Annotated in this window: 10 protein-coding genes and 1 riboswitch; of the genes, 6 read left to right on the forward strand and 4 right to left on the reverse strand. The window is 69.2% G+C overall.

What is annotated here, in order from left to right; genetic code table 11:
- The first annotated feature begins 14 nt into the window (after window positions 1–14).
- Both QH196_RS14900 and QH196_RS14905 read left to right on the forward strand, forming a co-directional pair.
- Window positions 15–251, forward strand: coding sequence for a hypothetical protein (locus QH196_RS14900; RefSeq protein WP_033241348.1), 237 nt, complete (start codon window positions 15–17; stop codon window positions 249–251).
- 50 nt (window positions 252–301) lie between these two features.
- Window positions 302–1204, forward strand: coding sequence for an alpha/beta fold hydrolase (locus tag QH196_RS14905; protein WP_280416386.1), 903 nt, complete (start codon window positions 302–304; stop codon window positions 1202–1204).
- A gap of 151 nt (window positions 1205–1355) precedes the next feature.
- Here QH196_RS14905 and QH196_RS14910 read toward each other — a convergent pair whose 3' ends face one another.
- From QH196_RS14910 to rpmB, 3 genes are all read right to left on the reverse strand, one after another.
- The gene (locus QH196_RS14910; RefSeq protein WP_280416387.1) at window positions 1356–2141 is read right to left on the reverse strand and encodes an enoyl-CoA hydratase/isomerase family protein; all 786 of its coding nucleotides are present in this window, start codon (window positions 2139–2141) and stop codon (window positions 1356–1358) included.
- Window positions 2138–2722, reverse strand: a complete 585-nt coding sequence (locus QH196_RS14915) for a GNAT family N-acetyltransferase (RefSeq protein WP_348538077.1) — start codon at window positions 2720–2722, stop codon at window positions 2138–2140. Before QH196_RS14915 ends, QH196_RS14910 begins: the two co-directional genes overlap by 4 nt.
- Window positions 2723–2816: 94 nt before the next feature.
- Window positions 2817–3008 carry a 50S ribosomal protein L28 gene (gene rpmB, locus QH196_RS14920; RefSeq protein ID WP_011210730.1) on the reverse strand — a complete coding sequence of 64 codons (192 nt, stop codon included), beginning with the start codon at window positions 3006–3008 and terminating at the stop codon, window positions 2817–2819.
- Between the two features lie 770 nt (window positions 3009–3778).
- Between rpmB and QH196_RS14925 the strand changes: the two genes are divergently transcribed.
- Window positions 3779–5839: a DAK2 domain-containing protein gene (locus QH196_RS14925; protein ID WP_432279499.1), complete on the forward strand. Its 2061-nt coding sequence runs from the start codon at window positions 3779–3781 to the stop codon at window positions 5837–5839.
- 159 nt (window positions 5840–5998) lie between these two features.
- Window positions 5999–8275, forward strand: a complete 2277-nt coding sequence (gene recG, locus QH196_RS14930) for an ATP-dependent DNA helicase RecG (protein WP_280416390.1) — start codon at window positions 5999–6001, stop codon at window positions 8273–8275.
- A gap of 586 nt (window positions 8276–8861) precedes the next feature.
- Here recG and metE read toward each other — a convergent pair.
- Window positions 8862–11162 (reverse strand): 5-methyltetrahydropteroyltriglutamate--homocysteine S-methyltransferase, encoded by a 2301-nt coding sequence (gene metE, locus QH196_RS14935; RefSeq protein WP_280416421.1) that lies wholly within the window; start codon window positions 11160–11162, stop codon window positions 8862–8864.
- A 117-nt stretch (window positions 11163–11279) separates the two neighbouring features.
- A riboswitch (cobalamin riboswitch) is annotated at window positions 11280–11461 on the reverse strand.
- Window positions 11462–12042: 581 nt separating this feature from the next.
- Between metE and QH196_RS14940 the strand changes: the two genes are divergently transcribed.
- Both QH196_RS14940 and rsmD read left to right on the forward strand, forming a co-directional pair.
- Window positions 12043–15441 (forward strand): pyruvate carboxylase, encoded by a 3399-nt coding sequence (locus tag QH196_RS14940; protein ID WP_280416391.1) that lies wholly within the window; start codon window positions 12043–12045, stop codon window positions 15439–15441.
- Window positions 15438–16031, forward strand: coding sequence for a 16S rRNA (guanine(966)-N(2))-methyltransferase RsmD (rsmD, locus tag QH196_RS14945; RefSeq protein WP_280416392.1), 594 nt, complete (start codon window positions 15438–15440; stop codon window positions 16029–16031). Before QH196_RS14940 ends, rsmD begins: the two co-directional genes overlap by 4 nt.
- Window position 16032 lies beyond the last annotated feature (1 nt).

Consider the following 16032-nt stretch of genomic DNA (forward strand, 5'->3'; position numbering starts at 1 on the left):
GTGAGGAGCACACCATGAATCTGCGCGGCATCACCGCCACGCTCGCGCTGGGCGCCGCCCTGTCCGGCGCCGCCGGGGCGACGGCCGGAGCGGCCCCGCTGACCCTGCAGCCGGCCCAGCCGGTCACCGAACCCGCGCCGGTCGCCGAGGATTTCACCTCGTCCGGTTCGTCCACGATCTCCGCATCGGTGAACGCCAAGGGTGCATGCCTGTTCCAGCGGACGCTCAGCGCCATGGACCTGGACTGCTGATTTGTCCGTTCGTACGGCGTAACGTCCGCATATTTGCGATGCTGCAAATCGTGAGTAATGCGAACAATCTGTTCGATCCCGTCCGGCTGCGACTCCGCGGCGCGGGCGGGATCGAGCTCGTTGCGGACCGATACGGCCCCGCGGACGGCCCCACGGTGCTGTTCCTGCACGGCGGCGGTCAGACCCGGTACTCCTGGAAACAGACAGGCGCGCAACTCGGCGCCGCGGGAATCCGTGCGGTCACGCTGGACGCGCGCGGACACGGCGACAGCCAATGGGCACTGGATCGCGATTACCGCTATGAGGCCATGGTCGGCGATGTACTCGCGGTACTGGAACAACTGGGCGGCGGCCCGGCAGTCCTGGTCGGCGCCAGTATGGGCGGGATCACGGGCCTGCTGGCCACTGCCGCACCGGGCGGGGACGCGATCTCCGCGCTGGTCCTGGTCGATATCGTCACCCGGCCCGAACCCGAGGGAGTCGACCGGGTGGTCACCTTCCTCAACAAGAACCCCGAAGGATTCGCCACAGTGGAGGAGGCCGCCGACGCGGTCGCCGAATATATGCCGCATCGGCCGCGGCCCAAGTCCACCGCCGGCCTGTTACGCAACCTCCGCAAGCGCGATGGGCGCTGGTACTGGCATTGGGACCCGGGCATTCTCGGCGACAAAGGTCACGACCCCGACGAGATGGCGCGTAACCTCGAGGGCGTCGCCCGGGCACTGACGATCCCGGTGCTCCTGGTCCGGGGGTTGAAATCCGATGTCGTCAGCGCCGAAGGCGCCGCCGAATTCCAGGCCCTGGTACCGCACGCGGAAATCGTCGAGATCGGCAATGCGGCCCACACCGCCGCCGGCGACGACAACGACGCCTTCACCGAAGCTGTTTCCCAGTTCGTGCTACGTGAGGGGGCAGGGGCTTCGGCGCCCCGGCGGGCAGGCCCCGCGGTGTGATTGTGTGCGATGACCGACGCGGTCGGCTCTGGTTCGCTCTACCTCCGAGACCCCGATGGGTCTCGAGGAGACCGTACCGGGCGGATCGCGTGCCCGGGCCGCGATCGATGGGATCGCGGCCCGGGATAGTTCTGCGTGGTCAGCGTCGGGATCAGCTGAGGCCCGAATAGTCGGGGGCGCGTTTGGCGAGGAACGCGTCCACACCTTCGCGGCCGGTGGGGCTACCGGCGGCCTTACCCATCGCATCGCGTTCGGCGTCCAGCTGTTCGCTGAGGGTCGCGGTGGCGGAACTGCTCAGCAGGGTGCGAATCGAGGTGTAGCTGGCGCGCGGACCGCGGGCAAGCGTACGGGCGAGCTCGCGGGCGGCATCCTGGACGGCGTCGTCGCTGCCGGTGAGGCGCGCCAGAATACCCAGGCGGTGCGCTTCGGCGGCATCCAGCACGGAATCGGTGAGCATGATGTCGCGGGCCTTCGCGAAGCCCACCAGCCGCGGTAGTGTCCACGACATACCGCCGTCCGGGCTCAACCCCACACCCGGATATGCGGGACGCAACCGGGTGCCCGGGCCACCGACCGCGATATCGGCGGCACACACCAGGCTCATACCGGCACCGGCCGCCCACCCGTGCACCGCCGCGACCACGGGAACCGGCGCGGCATCCAGAGCGCGGACGAAAACGTGCAGCGTATCGGCAAGCTGGTACAGATGCGCGGAACGATCTTCGGCGGCGGCGAAACCCCGCACATCACCACCGGCGCAGAAATTCGGACCGGAACCGGTGAGCAGTACGGCACCCACATCCTTCCCGGCCGCGGCCAGGGCGGCGGTGCCCGCGGCGACTCCCGCGAAATCGAGTGAGGTTCCGCGGGCCGCGGTGGACAGGGTGATTTCCAGTACCCCGTCCTCGATTCGGATGTATTCGGTTTCGGTGCTCATGATCGGCACTCTACTGCCGGGCGCACCAACCTGATCTCGGTCGTGGTGGCGAACCGTTCGGCCCGGGCGGTGCCATCGGGTACGAAACCGTACTTGCCGTAGAAGGCGCGGGCGCGCGGGTTCTGTTCGAAAACCCACAACGAGCAGGACTTGTCCGGTTCCAACACGGCGTCGAGCAGGGCCTGTGCGAGCCCGGTGCCGTACCACGGCGCCCGGATGTACAACGCACCCAGTTCCCGCTCCGCGGCCGCGGGATATTCACGCGGCGGACCGTACTGGACGAACCCGATGACCTCGCTACCGGATTCCGCGACCAGAGTGGTTCCGGTGGGGTGCCGCGCGATCCGTTCCAGCGTGGCGGCGCGGCGATCCGCATCCAGGGCTGCCAGCACATGCTCGGGTACCAGCCCCTGATAAGCCTCGCGCCAGCAGGCGATATGGCAGACGGCCAGCGCGCGGGCATGTCCTGGATCGAGGGGAGTTATGCGCCACAGCGGTTCGGGCCCCGCCTGCGCTGCACTGTTCGGACCGATGGGTGACCCTCCGATCGGATGCCCGCATGAACTCGCCCCGGCTGCCAGAAGGCGTCCGGGGCGAGATCTTGTTCAGGATATGTGGCCGATGCGGCAGTCGGCACCCAACCGCCGCCGGTCGGCCACAGGCGATCGACGCGGCTCAGCCGCGGACGACCTTGCCCGCCTTCAGGCAGGAGGTGCACACATTCATCCGGCGAGTGTTACCCGGGGCGACCTGTGCACGCACGGTCTGGATATTCGGGTTCCAGCGACGGTTGGTGCGCCGGTGCGAATGCGAGACCGACTTCCCGAAGCCGGGGCCCTTGGCGCAGACGTCGCAGACGGCAGCCATAGTCGCGAACTCCTTCATGTCTTCAGAGGGATCTGCCACCGGTACGATGGCCGATCCGAGATCAATGTCTTCCTGCCTGCCGGGGCAACCCCGGGGAGCGCAGACCGATCCGATCGCGCCAGGCAACCCTGCAAGAGTAGCCCGACCCGCAGTGATCCACAAAACCGGGGGTGGGCCCCGCCGTGACCGGACGGGCCGCCTACCCGCCGGCCGGTGGGGGCGAGGACCGGGCAGTTCGCGGCTCCACGCCGGTCGCTGAGCGGGTCGACGCGGCACCGAGGGCCTGAACTTCAGGGGGGCCGCGATGTCGGGCACTGCCGCTAACCTGGCGGGCGAAGAATCCGATGACCAGGAACGAGGTGGCGGTGCCCGAAACCCGGCAGGTGAGCGGCGGTCCGGAGGGGCTGTGCCCAGGGCTCGACGGCGCACCGGTCGCGAGCGAACGGGTGATACGGGTACCGGATTCCGGTGGCGGTTTGGGCGGAGCGGAATTCTTGCGGTGGGGTCGCGCGTGTGTCGCGGCCTTGGAGGGGGCGCGTGCGGAGATCGACGGGCTCAATGTGTTCCCGGTGCCGGACTCCGATACCGGGCGGAACCTGCTGGCGACCATGCGCGCCGCCGTAGTGGAGGCGGAGGGTGTTGCGGACACGGTGGATGCCGCTGCCGAGTCGGGGGCGGAGGGTGTGGCCGGGGTGGCGCCGAACCGTGGCGACGGAGGACCACCGGGGTCGGCTACCCCGCAGGCACCGGAGGGTGGTGCTGCGGCGAAGGTGGACGACATCGCCTGGGAACAGCCGGGCGCGGTCGTCGCCGAACGGCGTGGCGTTGCGGGGCAGCCGGAAGAGATCACCGGGGGGCCGCGATGCGGTGGCGTCGAGGACGAATCGGTGGGGGTCAGCGGAAAGCCGGGTGCAGGTATAGCCGCGGGACCGTCCGGCAACGTCGGCGGATCGGTGGCCGGCGTCACTACAGAGCGACCGTTGACCGATGCCGCGAGGGACATCGTCGGGGAAACGACGGACCGCCGTGGTCGGCCGGTAGGCCGGGTTCACCTGTACGCCGCGGCGATGGCGCGGGGGGCCACCTCCGGAGCGCGAGGGAATTCGGGAATCATCCTGTCGCAGGTATTGCGCGGTATCGCGGAACCCACCGTGGAGAACGGGCTGACCGGCGAGAGCTACCGGGAGGGACTCACACGGGCGGCGGTGCTGGTCCGGGACAGTTTGAGCGAGCCGGTGGAAGGAACCATCCTCACCGTGCTCGACCGGGCGAGCGGCGCGGCACGTGAATGCCCCGGGCCTGGGCTGGCCGAGGTGGCCCGCGCCGCCGCCGAGGGTGCGGCGCGGGCGCTGGAACAGACCCGTGATCAGCTGGCGGCGTTGCGGGCGGCCGGGGTAGTGGACGCCGGCGCGCGGGGGCTGCTGGTGTTGCTGGACACGATGGTCGCCGTGGTGACCGGGGAGACCCCCACCCGACGTGAATACCCGCCGGCGACGCACCGGCTCCGCGCCGGCCGCGGGCAGGCCGACCCGGAGCCGGTGCGCTACGAGGTGATGTTCCGGATCACCGCGGCCGACGACGGCCGAGCCGCCGAGTTGCGTTCGCGGCTGGCGCGACTGGGCGATTCCGTGGTCGTGGCGGCCGACGGTGCCGGGGGATGGACCGCCCATGTCCACTGCGCGGCGGCCGGTGCCGCGGTCGAAGCCGGAATGGGCGCGGGCGCTGTCCGGGATATCCGGATCGAATACCTCGCCGCATCCTGGGCGCCTGCCGATCCTTCCGCCGCAGGCCGGGCCGGCCAGGTCACTGCCGGACCTGTGGGCGGGGGCGCGGCGCCCGGCGAGGTCGCTGCCGAGGACATGACGTTCGACGGTGGCCCAGCGGAACATTGTGCGTGCGAGTCCTCAATGGTCGCGGACGATCGCCGTATGGCGACGGACGGGGCGGGGCAGGGCGCGGTCGGTCGAGCTGTGCAGGCGGATGCGGCCCAGGTGGAGATGGCCGGGCCTGGCGCGCAGACGGATATCGCCGATGCTATCGGTGTGGCGGGCGGTGGCCCTGGTGTGCAATCGCGGGCTGCCGGTGTGCGTACGGGCGGTGGCGATGTGCGTACGGCCCCGGAAGCGTTGCGCGGGGCAGGTGGTGGACCGCGCTCGGTGGCCGGCGGGGCATCGGTTGATCGCGGCGTGCTGGCGATTGCGGCGGGGGCGGGGGCGACCGGCCTGTTCGAGGCGGCCGGCGCGGTGGTGCTCGATGCGGAGCCGGCGCTGGAATCCGCGGCGCTGCTCGCGGCTATCCGGGAGATGCCGCACCGGGAGGTCCTGGTGTTGCCGAACGGGGCGTTACCGGCCCACGAACTGGTGGCGGTCGGGGTCGCGGCCCGCGACGCGCACCGCGATGTCCTGCTGCTGCCCAGCGCCAGCATGGTGCAGGGGCTGGCAGCGATGGCAGTACACGATCGGGCGCGGATCGCGGTCGACGATGCCTTCGCCATGTCCGAAGCCGCCGCGGGTACCCGGTGGGGCGCGCTGCGGCGGGCCGGAGAACGCGCGCTGACCATGGTCGGAACCTGCGCGCCCGGCGACGGGCTGGGGCTGGTCGGCCACGATGTGGTGGTGATCGACCGCGATACCCATGCCGCGGGGCAGACCCTGCTGGACCGGATGCTGGGGCTGGGCGGCGAATTGGTGACCCTCCTGGTCGGCGCGGATGCCCCGGACGGACTGGCCGCGGATCTCGCCCGGCATATCGGCACCGAATTCCCCGGTGTGGAGGTTTCGGTGTATTCCGGGGGGCAGCGCGGGGATCTGATACAGATCGGTGTGGAATGAGCAGGCGGCCCATGCGGACCGGTGGCGACCAGTGGATCACCCTCGCGGCACCGCGCGCAGTGAGGTGGCCGGCCCCGTTCCGGAGTGCGACTGTGGGCTGCGAGCCGGGTGTGCGAGCGAACCCGTGCGGAGGGAGAGGGCGGCAGTGAGCGGAGTGATATGGCTACCTTGAGTGATCGGCTCGACCACGTGCTGGGGGCGAAGGCCGCCGGATCGCTGTCGGATGCGTTCGATATGCGCACCGTGGAGGATCTGCTGCGCCACTACCCCCTGCGCTATGCCACTCAGGGCCAGCCGCTCACCGAGGAAGCGCCCGAGGACGGTGCGCACATCACGGTGATCGGCCGGATCACCAAGGCCGAACTGCGGCCGATGCGGCAGCGGCGCGGTTCGCTGCTGAAGGTGGTCCTCGATACCGGTTCCGGTCGCGGCGTGGACGTCACGTTCTTCAACGGTGACAAGGTGAAATACGCAGTGCGTGAGGGCGCCCGCGCGATGATGTCGGGAACCGTGAACTACTGGCGGCCCGGCCAATGGAATCTCAGCCACCCCGGCTATCTGATCCTGCCGGAAACCGACGGCGACGAGCCGGCGCTGACCACCGTACGCGGCGGCGGGGATCTGCGGGGCATCGCACAGAGCGCGAAAGGCGCAGGCGGGGTGGATATGTCGTTCTTCGAGCGCGAATTCATCCCGGTGTACCCGGCCACCGCGAAGGTGCAGAGCTGGGAGATCCTGGCCTGTGTCCGGCAGGTGCTGGATCAGCTCGACCCGGTCGCGGACCCACTGCCGGCCGAGGTGCGCGACGAGCGGGCGCTGATGCCGGTGAGCGATGCGTTGCGGCTGATCCATCTGCCGGAACAGCAGTCCGATATCGAACGGGCCCGGGAACGGCTGCGATTCGACGAGGCGCTGGCATTGCAGCTGGTACTCGCCGAACGGCGGCACGAGGTATCCGGCCGGACGGCACGCGCCTGCCCACCGCGGCCCGACGGTATCGCCGCCGCCTTCGACGAGCGGTTACCGTTCGAACTGACCGAGGGCCAGCGTCAGGTGATCGCGGAAATCTCCGCCGACCTGTCCCGTGAGCAGCCGATGCACCGGCTGCTGCAGGGCGAGGTGGGTTCGGGTAAGACAATCGTCGCCCTGCATGCGATGTTGCAGGTCGTCGACGCGGGGCAGCAATGCGCGCTGCTCGCGCCCACCGAGGTTCTCGCCGCCCAGCACTATCGGTCGCTGTGCGGGATGCTGGGCGATCTCGGGCAGGCCGGTGAACTCGGTGCGGCCGAGACGGCGACCCGGGTCACGCTCGTCACCGGATCGATGTCCACGGCCACCAAGCGGGCGGCGTTGCTCGAGGCGGTGACCGGGGAGGCCGGCATCGTGATCGGTACGCATGCGCTGATCCAGGATTCGGTGGAGTTCTTCGATCTGGGCATGGTGGTGGTCGACGAACAACATCGCTTCGGCGTGGAACAGCGGGACGCCTTGCGCGCCAAGGCGAAAGGCGGTGTGTCCCCACATCTGCTGGTCATGACCGCGACCCCGATTCCGCGCACCATCGCCATGACCACTCTCGGTGATCTGGAGACCTCCACCCTCACCCAGCTGCCGCGCGGCCGCTCACCGATCGCCTCGAAAGTGGTACCCCGTCGCGTCCATCCCAACTGGGTGGATCGGGCATGGGAGCGGATCACCGAAGAGGTGGCGGCCGGTAGGCAGGCGTATGTCGTGTGCTCACGCATCGGCGACGACGAAGACGGCGGTGCTACCCGCGGGAAGGGCGGAAAAGCGCGTGGCGCGGATTCCGGAAAGGAACCACCCACCACCCAATCCGTGCTGGACGTCTTCGATCGGCTGCGCACCGGGCCGCTGGCGCACCTGCGGATCGGGTTGTTGCACGGACGGCTGCCGGCCGATGAGAAAGATCAGGTGATGCGCGATTTCAATGCCGGTGATATCGATGTGCTGGTCTGTACGACCGTCGTCGAGGTCGGCGTGGACGTGCCGAACGCGACGGTGATGGTGATCGTGGACGCCGACCGGTTCGGGGTGAGCCAGCTGCACCAGTTGCGCGGCCGGATCGGCCGCGGCAAACACCCCGGGCTGTGCCTGCTGATCACCGATGCGGCGCCCGGCGGGCCCGCGATGACCCGGCTGGAAGCGGTGGCCGCGACCACCGACGGTTTCGAACTGTCGGTGCTCGATCTGCGGCAGCGGCGTGAGGGCGATGTGCTGGGCTCGGCGCAGTCCGGAACGGCGCGCTCGCTTCGGCTGCTGTCGCTGCTCGACGATCTGGAGGTCATCACCACTGCCCAGGAACTCGCGCGCACTTTGGTCGCCGACGACCCCGGCCTCACCCGGCATCCAGGTCTGGCGGCGATGATGCACGCCGCCGTCGATTCGGAACGGCTGGAATACCTGGCGAAATCCTGAGCGTGCGGCAGCATGCCTCGGCCAAGGCCGGGTAGCGGGTAGGTCGCCTGCGGCGCCCGCGGTCCACCGGATCCGCACGTGTACTGCACCGTGGGTAGATCCTCGCGGGATTCGACGGCATCGAAAAGCCTTCGGTAAACCGGTTTCTGGTCGAGACGGACGGGGTCGGAACGATGTGGCTGCGGGTGGGGGTCGAGTGTGTGCGGTCGGGAGCCCGAGCCGGTGGCGAAATTTGTTGCGGCAGGCGGGAACCGATGTGAGCGCGGTCGCGTCAAATCTGCTACAGAGCAACGGCGAGGGAAAGGGTTGGGCGGTATGAGACCAGAGCAAGGGTGCCGTGCGGTCCGGCGGCGGGCGCCGGTTCCGCAACGGGGGGTTCGTCCGGTGTTGCGGATCACGCGGCATTGCCCGGAATGTGCTGCGACCGAGCGGATCAAGCGCCGCGAGTCCGGGGCGGGAGAGCTGGAGGGCTGACCCGGCCCGGGCCCGCATACCCAATGGGTGGCGGCCCGGCCCGGAGGAAGCTCGATTGTGATCAGCGCGCAGTACGGCCGGCTCGGCGACCGTACTGCGCGGCGGTGTCCGATCAGCGCACGCGCTGCGCGGCGGCGACCATATTGCGTAGTGACGCTTCGACCTCGGCGGTGCCGCGGGTCTTCAGGCCACAATCCGGATTCACCCAGAGGCGTTCGGCGGGAACAGCTTTCAACGCCGCTTCGAGCGCGGTGGTGATCTCCGCGGTGCTCGGCACCCGGGGCGAATGGATATCGTAGACACCGGGGCCGACGCCCGCAGCGAAGCCTGCGGCGTTCAGATCGTCGAGGACCTCCATATGCGACCGTGCCGCCTCGATCGAGGTCACATCGGCGTCCAGGCCCGCGATCGCGTCGATGACCTCACCGAACTCCGAGTAGCACAGATGGGTGTGGATCTGGAGGGAATCGGCCACCCCAGAGGTCGCCAGCCGGAACGCGCCCACCGACCATTCCAGGTAGTCCGGCTGGTCGGCCGCGCGCAGTGGCAGCAGTTCGCGCAGTGCCGGTTCGTCCACCTGGATGATCCGGATGCCCGCGTTCTGCAGGTCGACGGTTTCGTCCCGGATGGCCAGCGCCACCTGGCGCGCAGATTCCGCGAGCGGCTGGTCGTCGCGCACGAAGGACCAGGCCAGAATGGTGACCGGTCCGGTGAGCATGCCCTTCACCGGTTTGCCGGTGAGCGATTGGGCGTAGCCGATCCAGTCGACCGTCATGGGCGCGGGCCGGGAGACGTCGCCGAACAGGATCGGCGGGCGTACGCAGCGGGTGCCGTAGGACTGCACCCAGCCCAGTTCGGTGGCCGCGAAACCGTCGAGCTGTTCGGCGAAGTACTGCACCATATCGTTGCGTTCGGGTTCGCCGTGTACCAGCACGTCGAGGCCGAGCCGCTCCTGCAGGGCGATGACCTCGGCGATCTCCGCCCGCATCCGGCGCTCGTATTCGGGCCGGTCGATATCGCCCTTGCGTAGCTGCGCCCGGGCCAGCCGGATCGCGGTGGTCTGCGGGTAGGAGCCGATGGTGGTGGTGGGCAGGGGTGGCAGCTGCAGCCGGTCCTGCTGGAGGGTCCGGCGCTGCGCCGCGGGTCCACGTTCGGTGGCGTCCGGGCCCAGCGCGGCCAGGCGGGCCCGAACCCGGGAGTCGGCGATCCGCGGATCGGCCCGGCGGCTCGCGATCGCGGCGCGGGCCTGCGCGAGTTCGGCCGCCACGGCCTCGGTTCCGGTGTTCAGGCCCGTGGCCAGCACCCGGACCTCGGCGACTTTTTCGCTGCCGAAGGCGAGCCAGGAACGCAGGGTTTCGTCGAGGTGTGTTTCCACGGCGAGGGTGTAGGGCACGTGCAGCAGGGAGCAGGAGGTCGAAACCGCGACCGATTTTCCGCTGCCGAGCAGTGTGGCGAGAGTGGACAGGGCTCGATCCAGATCGGTGCGCCAGACATTACGACCGTCGACGACACCGGCGACCAGCGTTTTACCCGCCAAAGCGGGAACGGCGGCCACATCGTCGACCGTACCGCCGGCGATCAGGTCGATGGCGAGTCCTTCCACATCGGTTCCGGCGAGGGCTCCCAGCGCGGGGCCGGGATCGCCGAAGTATGTGGCGACCAGGACGGCCGGCCGGTCGGCCGGTTCCGTAAGCTCGGTGTAGACCTGGCGGACCACCGCGAGTTCCTCCGCGGTGAGGTCGGTGACCAGGGCGGGTTCGTCGAGCTGTACCCAGGTCACGCCCGCCGTGGCGAGTAGCGCGAGGAGTTCCCGGTAGAGCGGGATCAGCTCATCGACGCGTTCCAGCGCAGGGCCGCCGGCCGATTTCGAGAGTTTCAGGAAGGTGATCGGGCCGATGACAACCGGACGCGCCGGAACGCCGAGTTCGAGCGCTTCGCGCACATGCGCCAGCAATTCGCCGGGATGCAGCGCGAAGGAGGTGTGCGGGCCGATCTCGGGGACCAGATAGTGATAGTTGGTATCGAACCATTTGGTCATCTCGAGGGGTTCCACCGAATCCGTACCGCGGGCCGCGGCGAAATAGCGGTCCAGCGGATCGGCGATATCGGCGACCCGCGGCGGCAGGGCGCCCAGCAGTACGGCCGTATCGAGCATCTGGTCGTAGTAGGAGAAGGTGCCGACGGGAATCGAATCCAGGCCCGCGGCCTGGAGCTGCGCGTACTGGTCGCGGCGCAGGGTTCGACCGGTCTCGTGGAGACGATCGGCATCGATACGCCCGGCCCAATAGGATTCGGTCGCGCGTTTGAGCTCCCGGCGCGGCCCCACCCGGGGCAGGCCGAGAACCGTTGCAGTGAACGGATTGTGCGAAATAGCAGTCACGGTGTACTCCAGTGCTGACGTTCGACCGGCCATCGCCTTACGCGGGTGCACGGACACCGCTGAAAATCCCGGCCGCCGCGCGCGACGGGAGCGTTTTCAGCACTGGTGGACCGCGGCGCCCAATCCTCGAGGCGGTGGCCACCGGATACGGCGTACCCGGTACAACCGGCAGGTCTTCGGACTCGCGGGCACCGGCCCCTCGGCCGACCTACTGGCCGTCGCTTCCCAGGCTGTGCGCCCAGTGCTATGACGGCGTTCGTTCTCGCTCACCGCTGCGGGACAGTTCCGGATTTCCACCGGATTCCCTCTCACCCGCCCGTTGCGGGTTTCGACGCCGGGGCGATCGTCCGGGGCTCCGGGTCGACCGGCCGGCGAACCAGCTGCGCTGTCCACCATAGCCCGCTCATCCTGCCGAGCCGACGCCCGCCGATACGGCGCGCGGCTACCGGCTGACGAAACGCGTCGTGATCGCGCCGTCGGGGCGCAGTGCCACCGCATGGCCGTTCGAGGGCATCGTCTCGTCGAGCGCGATCGTCAGCACGCGGAGGCACGATTCGTTTCGCGGCGGACCTGTCCGCCCCGGGAACGTCCTGGCGATACCGGCATCAGCGGAGGCGCCGGTGAGCTGGTTGAAGGCGTCGCGCGCAGTGCCGAGCGTATGGCCGCGTGTGGTCGGGGGCGGGCGTGTGGCCGACCCCAGTCCCCGACTGCGCTGCCGAGCGGTGTGTGGCCGTGCTGCAAAGATTGCCCGGAGTTGGCCCACTGCGGGCGAGCGCACAATCGCCCGTGGTCGCCGGTGAGATGTGACGGCAGGGTGACCAAGGTTTCGCAACCGTGCAATGTCGCGTTGTGAAGATTCTGCGAAGTGGACTTCGGTGTCGATCCTGGATGTGGCGCCGGGTACGTTGGGTCAATGTTCTCGAAAGTCTTGGTTGCCAACCGCGGCGAGATCGCCATCCGAGCCTTCCGCGCGGCGTACGAGCTCGGTATCGGAACGGTTGCCGTCTTCCCGCACGAGGACCGCAATTCGGTCCACCGCCTGAAGGCGGACGAGGCATACGAGATCGGCGAGGAGGGCCATCCCGTCCGGGCCTATCTCTCGGTCGACGCGATCATCGAGGCGGCCAAGACCGCCGGTGCCGACGCGATCTATCCGGGATACGGGTTCCTCTCCGAGAATCCGGACCTGGCCGCCGCCTGTGCGCGCGAGGGAATCACTTTCATCGGTCCGTCGTCCGAGGTCTTGGAACTCGCGGGTAACAAGGCGCGCGCGATTGCGGCGGCGAAGGCGGCCGGGCTGCCGGTCCTGAATTCCAGTGCACCTTCCGCGGATGTCGGCGAACTGCTCGCGGCGGCCGAATCCATGGAGTTCCCGGTGTTCGTGAAGGCGGTCGCCGGTGGCGGTGGCCGTGGTATGCGCCGGGTGCAGGCGCGGGAACAGTTGCGGGAGGCGATCGAGGCGGCCTCGCGGGAGGCCGAATCCGCGTTCGGCGATCCCACGGTGTTCCTGGAGCAGGCGGTGGTCAACCCCCGCCATATCGAGGTACAGATCCTGGCCGACACCCACGGCAATGTGATGCACCTGTTCGAGCGGGACTGTTCGCTGCAGCGGCGGCACCAGAAGGTGATCGAGCTGGCGCCCGCCCCGAATCTGGATCCCGAACTGCGGGATCGGATCTGCGCCGACGCGGTGGCGTTCGCGCGGCAGATCGGTTACAGCTGCGCGGGAACCGTCGAATTCCTGCTCGACGAGCGCGGGAACCATGTCTTCATCGAGATGAACCCCCGTATCCAGGTCGAGCATACGGTGACCGAGGAGATCACCGATGTCGATTTGGTGCAGTCGCAGCTGCGGATCGCGGCGGGGGAGAGCCTGGACGATCTGGGCCTGAGCCAGGACAAGGTAACCATTCGCGGCGCCGCGCTGCAGTGCCGGATCACCACCGAGGACCCGGCCAACGGTTTCCGCCCCGATACCGGGCGGATCACCGCCTACCGGACGCCCGGCGGCGCCGGTATCCGGCTCGACGGCGGGGCGAACCTCGGGGCCGAGATCGGCGCCTACTTCGATTCGATGCTGGTGAAGCTCAGCTGCCGGGGCCGGGACTTCCCGGCGGCTGTAGCCCGGGCGCGGCGGGCGCTGATGGAGTTCCGGATCCGTGGTGTCACCACCAATATCCAGTTCCTGCTGGCGGTGCTCGACGACCCCGATTTCAAAGCCGGGCGGGTCACCACGTCGTTCATCGACGAGCGTCCGCAGTTGCTCTCCTTGCGTGAACCCGCCGACCGCGGCACCAAGATCCTGAACTACCTGGCCGATATCACCGTGAACAAACCACACGGGGCGCGGCCGACAGCGGTGTACCCGCACGACAAACTGCCGGCGATCGATCTGTCGGTACCGCCGCCGGACGGTTCCCGGCAGAAGCTGCTGACCCTGGGCCCGGAAGGGTTCGCGCGCGCCCTGCGCGAACAGAAGGCCGTGGGCGTCACCGACACCACGTTCCGCGACGCCCACCAGTCGCTGCTGGCGACCCGGGTGCGGACCAACGGCCTGCTCGATGTTGCTGGTCACGTCGCCCGGCTCACCCCCGAGCTGCTCTCGGTCGAATGCTGGGGCGGCGCGACCTACGATGTGGCGCTGCGATTCCTGTACGAGGATCCGTGGGAGCGGCTGGCCGCCCTGCGCGAGGCGATGCCGAATATCTGCCTGCAGATGCTGCTGCGCGGACGGAATACGGTCGGTTACACGCCGTATCCCGAAGAGGTCACTCGGGCGTTCGTGCGGGAGGCCACCGACACGGGGATCGATATCTTCCGGATCTTCGACGCGCTCAACAATGTCGACCAGATGCGTCCGGCGATCGACGCGGTCCGGGAAACGGGTACCGCGGTGGCCGAGGTCGCGCTGAGCTATACCGGTGACCTCACCGATCCCGACGAGAAGCTCTACACCCTGGACTACTACCTGAAATTGGCCGAGCAGATCGTCGACGCGGGCGCGCATGTGCTCGCGATCAAGGATATGGCCGGTCTGCTGCGGGCTCCGGCCGCGGCGAAACTGGTGACGGCGCTGCGCAGCAATTTCGATCTGCCCGTCCATGTCCACACCCATGACACCCCCGGCGGGCAGCTCGCGACCTATCTGGCGGCGTGGCAGGCCGGTGCCGACGCGGTGGACGGTGCGTCCGCGGCGATGGCCGGTACCACCAGCCAGCCCGCGCTCTCCGCGATCGTCGCGGCCGCCGCGCACAGCGAGCACGACACCGGCCTGAACCTGGGCAATGTCTGCGATCTGGAGCCGTACTGGGAGGCGCTGCGCAAGGTGTACGCGCCGTTCGAGTCGGGGCTGCCCGCCCCGACCGGACGCGTTTACACCCACGAGATCCCCGGCGGCCAGCTGTCCAACCTGCGCCAGCAGGCCATCGCGCTCGGCCTGGGCGATCGCTTCGAGGAAGTGGAGGCGAAATACGCCGCGGCCGACCGGCTGCTGGGCCGGTTGATCAAGGTGACTCCGTCGTCGAAGGTGGTCGGCGATCTCGCGCTGTCGCTGGTCGGCTCCGGTGTCGAGATCGAGGATTTCGCCGCCGATCCGGGTCGTTACGACATCCCCGATTCGGTGATCGGTTTCCTGCGCGGCGAACTCGGCACCCCCGCCGGGGGCTGGCCCGAACCGTTCCGGGAGAAGGCCCTCGCCGGGCGCAGCGCCGCCAAACCGGAGACGCCGTTGACGGCCGCGGACGAGGCCGGGCTGGCGGGCACCTCCCAGGAGCGTCGCGCGACCCTCAACCGGCTGCTGTTCCCGGGGCCCACCGCCGAATTCCTCGCTCACCGCGAGAAGTACGGCGATACCACCGGGCTGTCGGCGAATCAGTTCTTCTACGGTCTGCGGCACGGCGAGGAGCACCGGGTCCAGTTGGAGAAGGGCGTTATCCTGCTGATCGGGCTGGAGGCCATCGCCGAACCCGACGAGCGCGGTATGCGCACGGTGATGTGCATTCTCAACGGGCAGCTGCGCCCGGTCTCGGTGCGGGATCGCTCCATTGCCAGTGAGATCCCGGCCGCGGAGAAGGCCGACAAGAACAATCCGCACCATATCGCCGCGCCCTTCGCCGGTGTCGTCACGCTGACCGTCGCCGAGGGCGACCGGGTCGCCGCCGGCGATACCATCGCGACCATCGAGGCCATGAAGATGGAGGCCGCCATCACCGCGCCGCGCGGGGGAGTGGTGGGCCGGGTGGCCATCACCCAGGTGCAGCAGGTCGAGGGTGGTGACCTGCTGATCGAACTGGGCGGACGCGAATCCGAATGACCCGGATCGTCGCCGGAACGGCCGGCGGTCGGCGCCTGCGCGTGCCGCCCGCCGGAACCCGGCCCACCTCGGACCGGGTACGCGAGGCGTTGTTCTCCTCGATCGAGGCGCGGATGGATCTGGACGGAGTCCGCGTCCTCGACCTCTACGCGGGGTCGGGTGCGCTGGGGCTCGAGGCGTTGTCCCGCGGCGCCGGGGCCGCGCTGCTGGTCGAATCGGATCGGCGGGCGGCGGCGGTGCTGCGCGCCAATATCTCGGATCTGGGGTTGACCGCGGCGCAGGTGCGGGTCGGCGCGGTGGCGCAGGTGCTGACGCAGGCCGGTGCGGGCGATTTCGATCTGGTCTTCGCCGATCCGCCCTACGATCTGCCCACCGCGGCCGTCGAGGCGGATATCGGCGCGCTGGCGGCGCACGGCTGGCTGGCCGAGGACGCGCTGCTGCTCGTCGAACGATCCATCCGTTCGGCGGAGATGACGTGGCCCGCGGGTTTCGCCCGGCGCGCGCCGAAACGGTACGGGGAAACCCGGATCGAGTCCGCCGTGTACGTCGGCACCGGCGCGGCGGATTCCGCCGTACCTGCTAGCGTTTGAG

It is taken from the genome of Nocardia carnea (assembly GCF_029868325.1).
In the GTDB taxonomy this organism is placed as follows: domain Bacteria; phylum Actinomycetota; class Actinomycetes; order Mycobacteriales; family Mycobacteriaceae; genus Nocardia; species Nocardia carnea_C.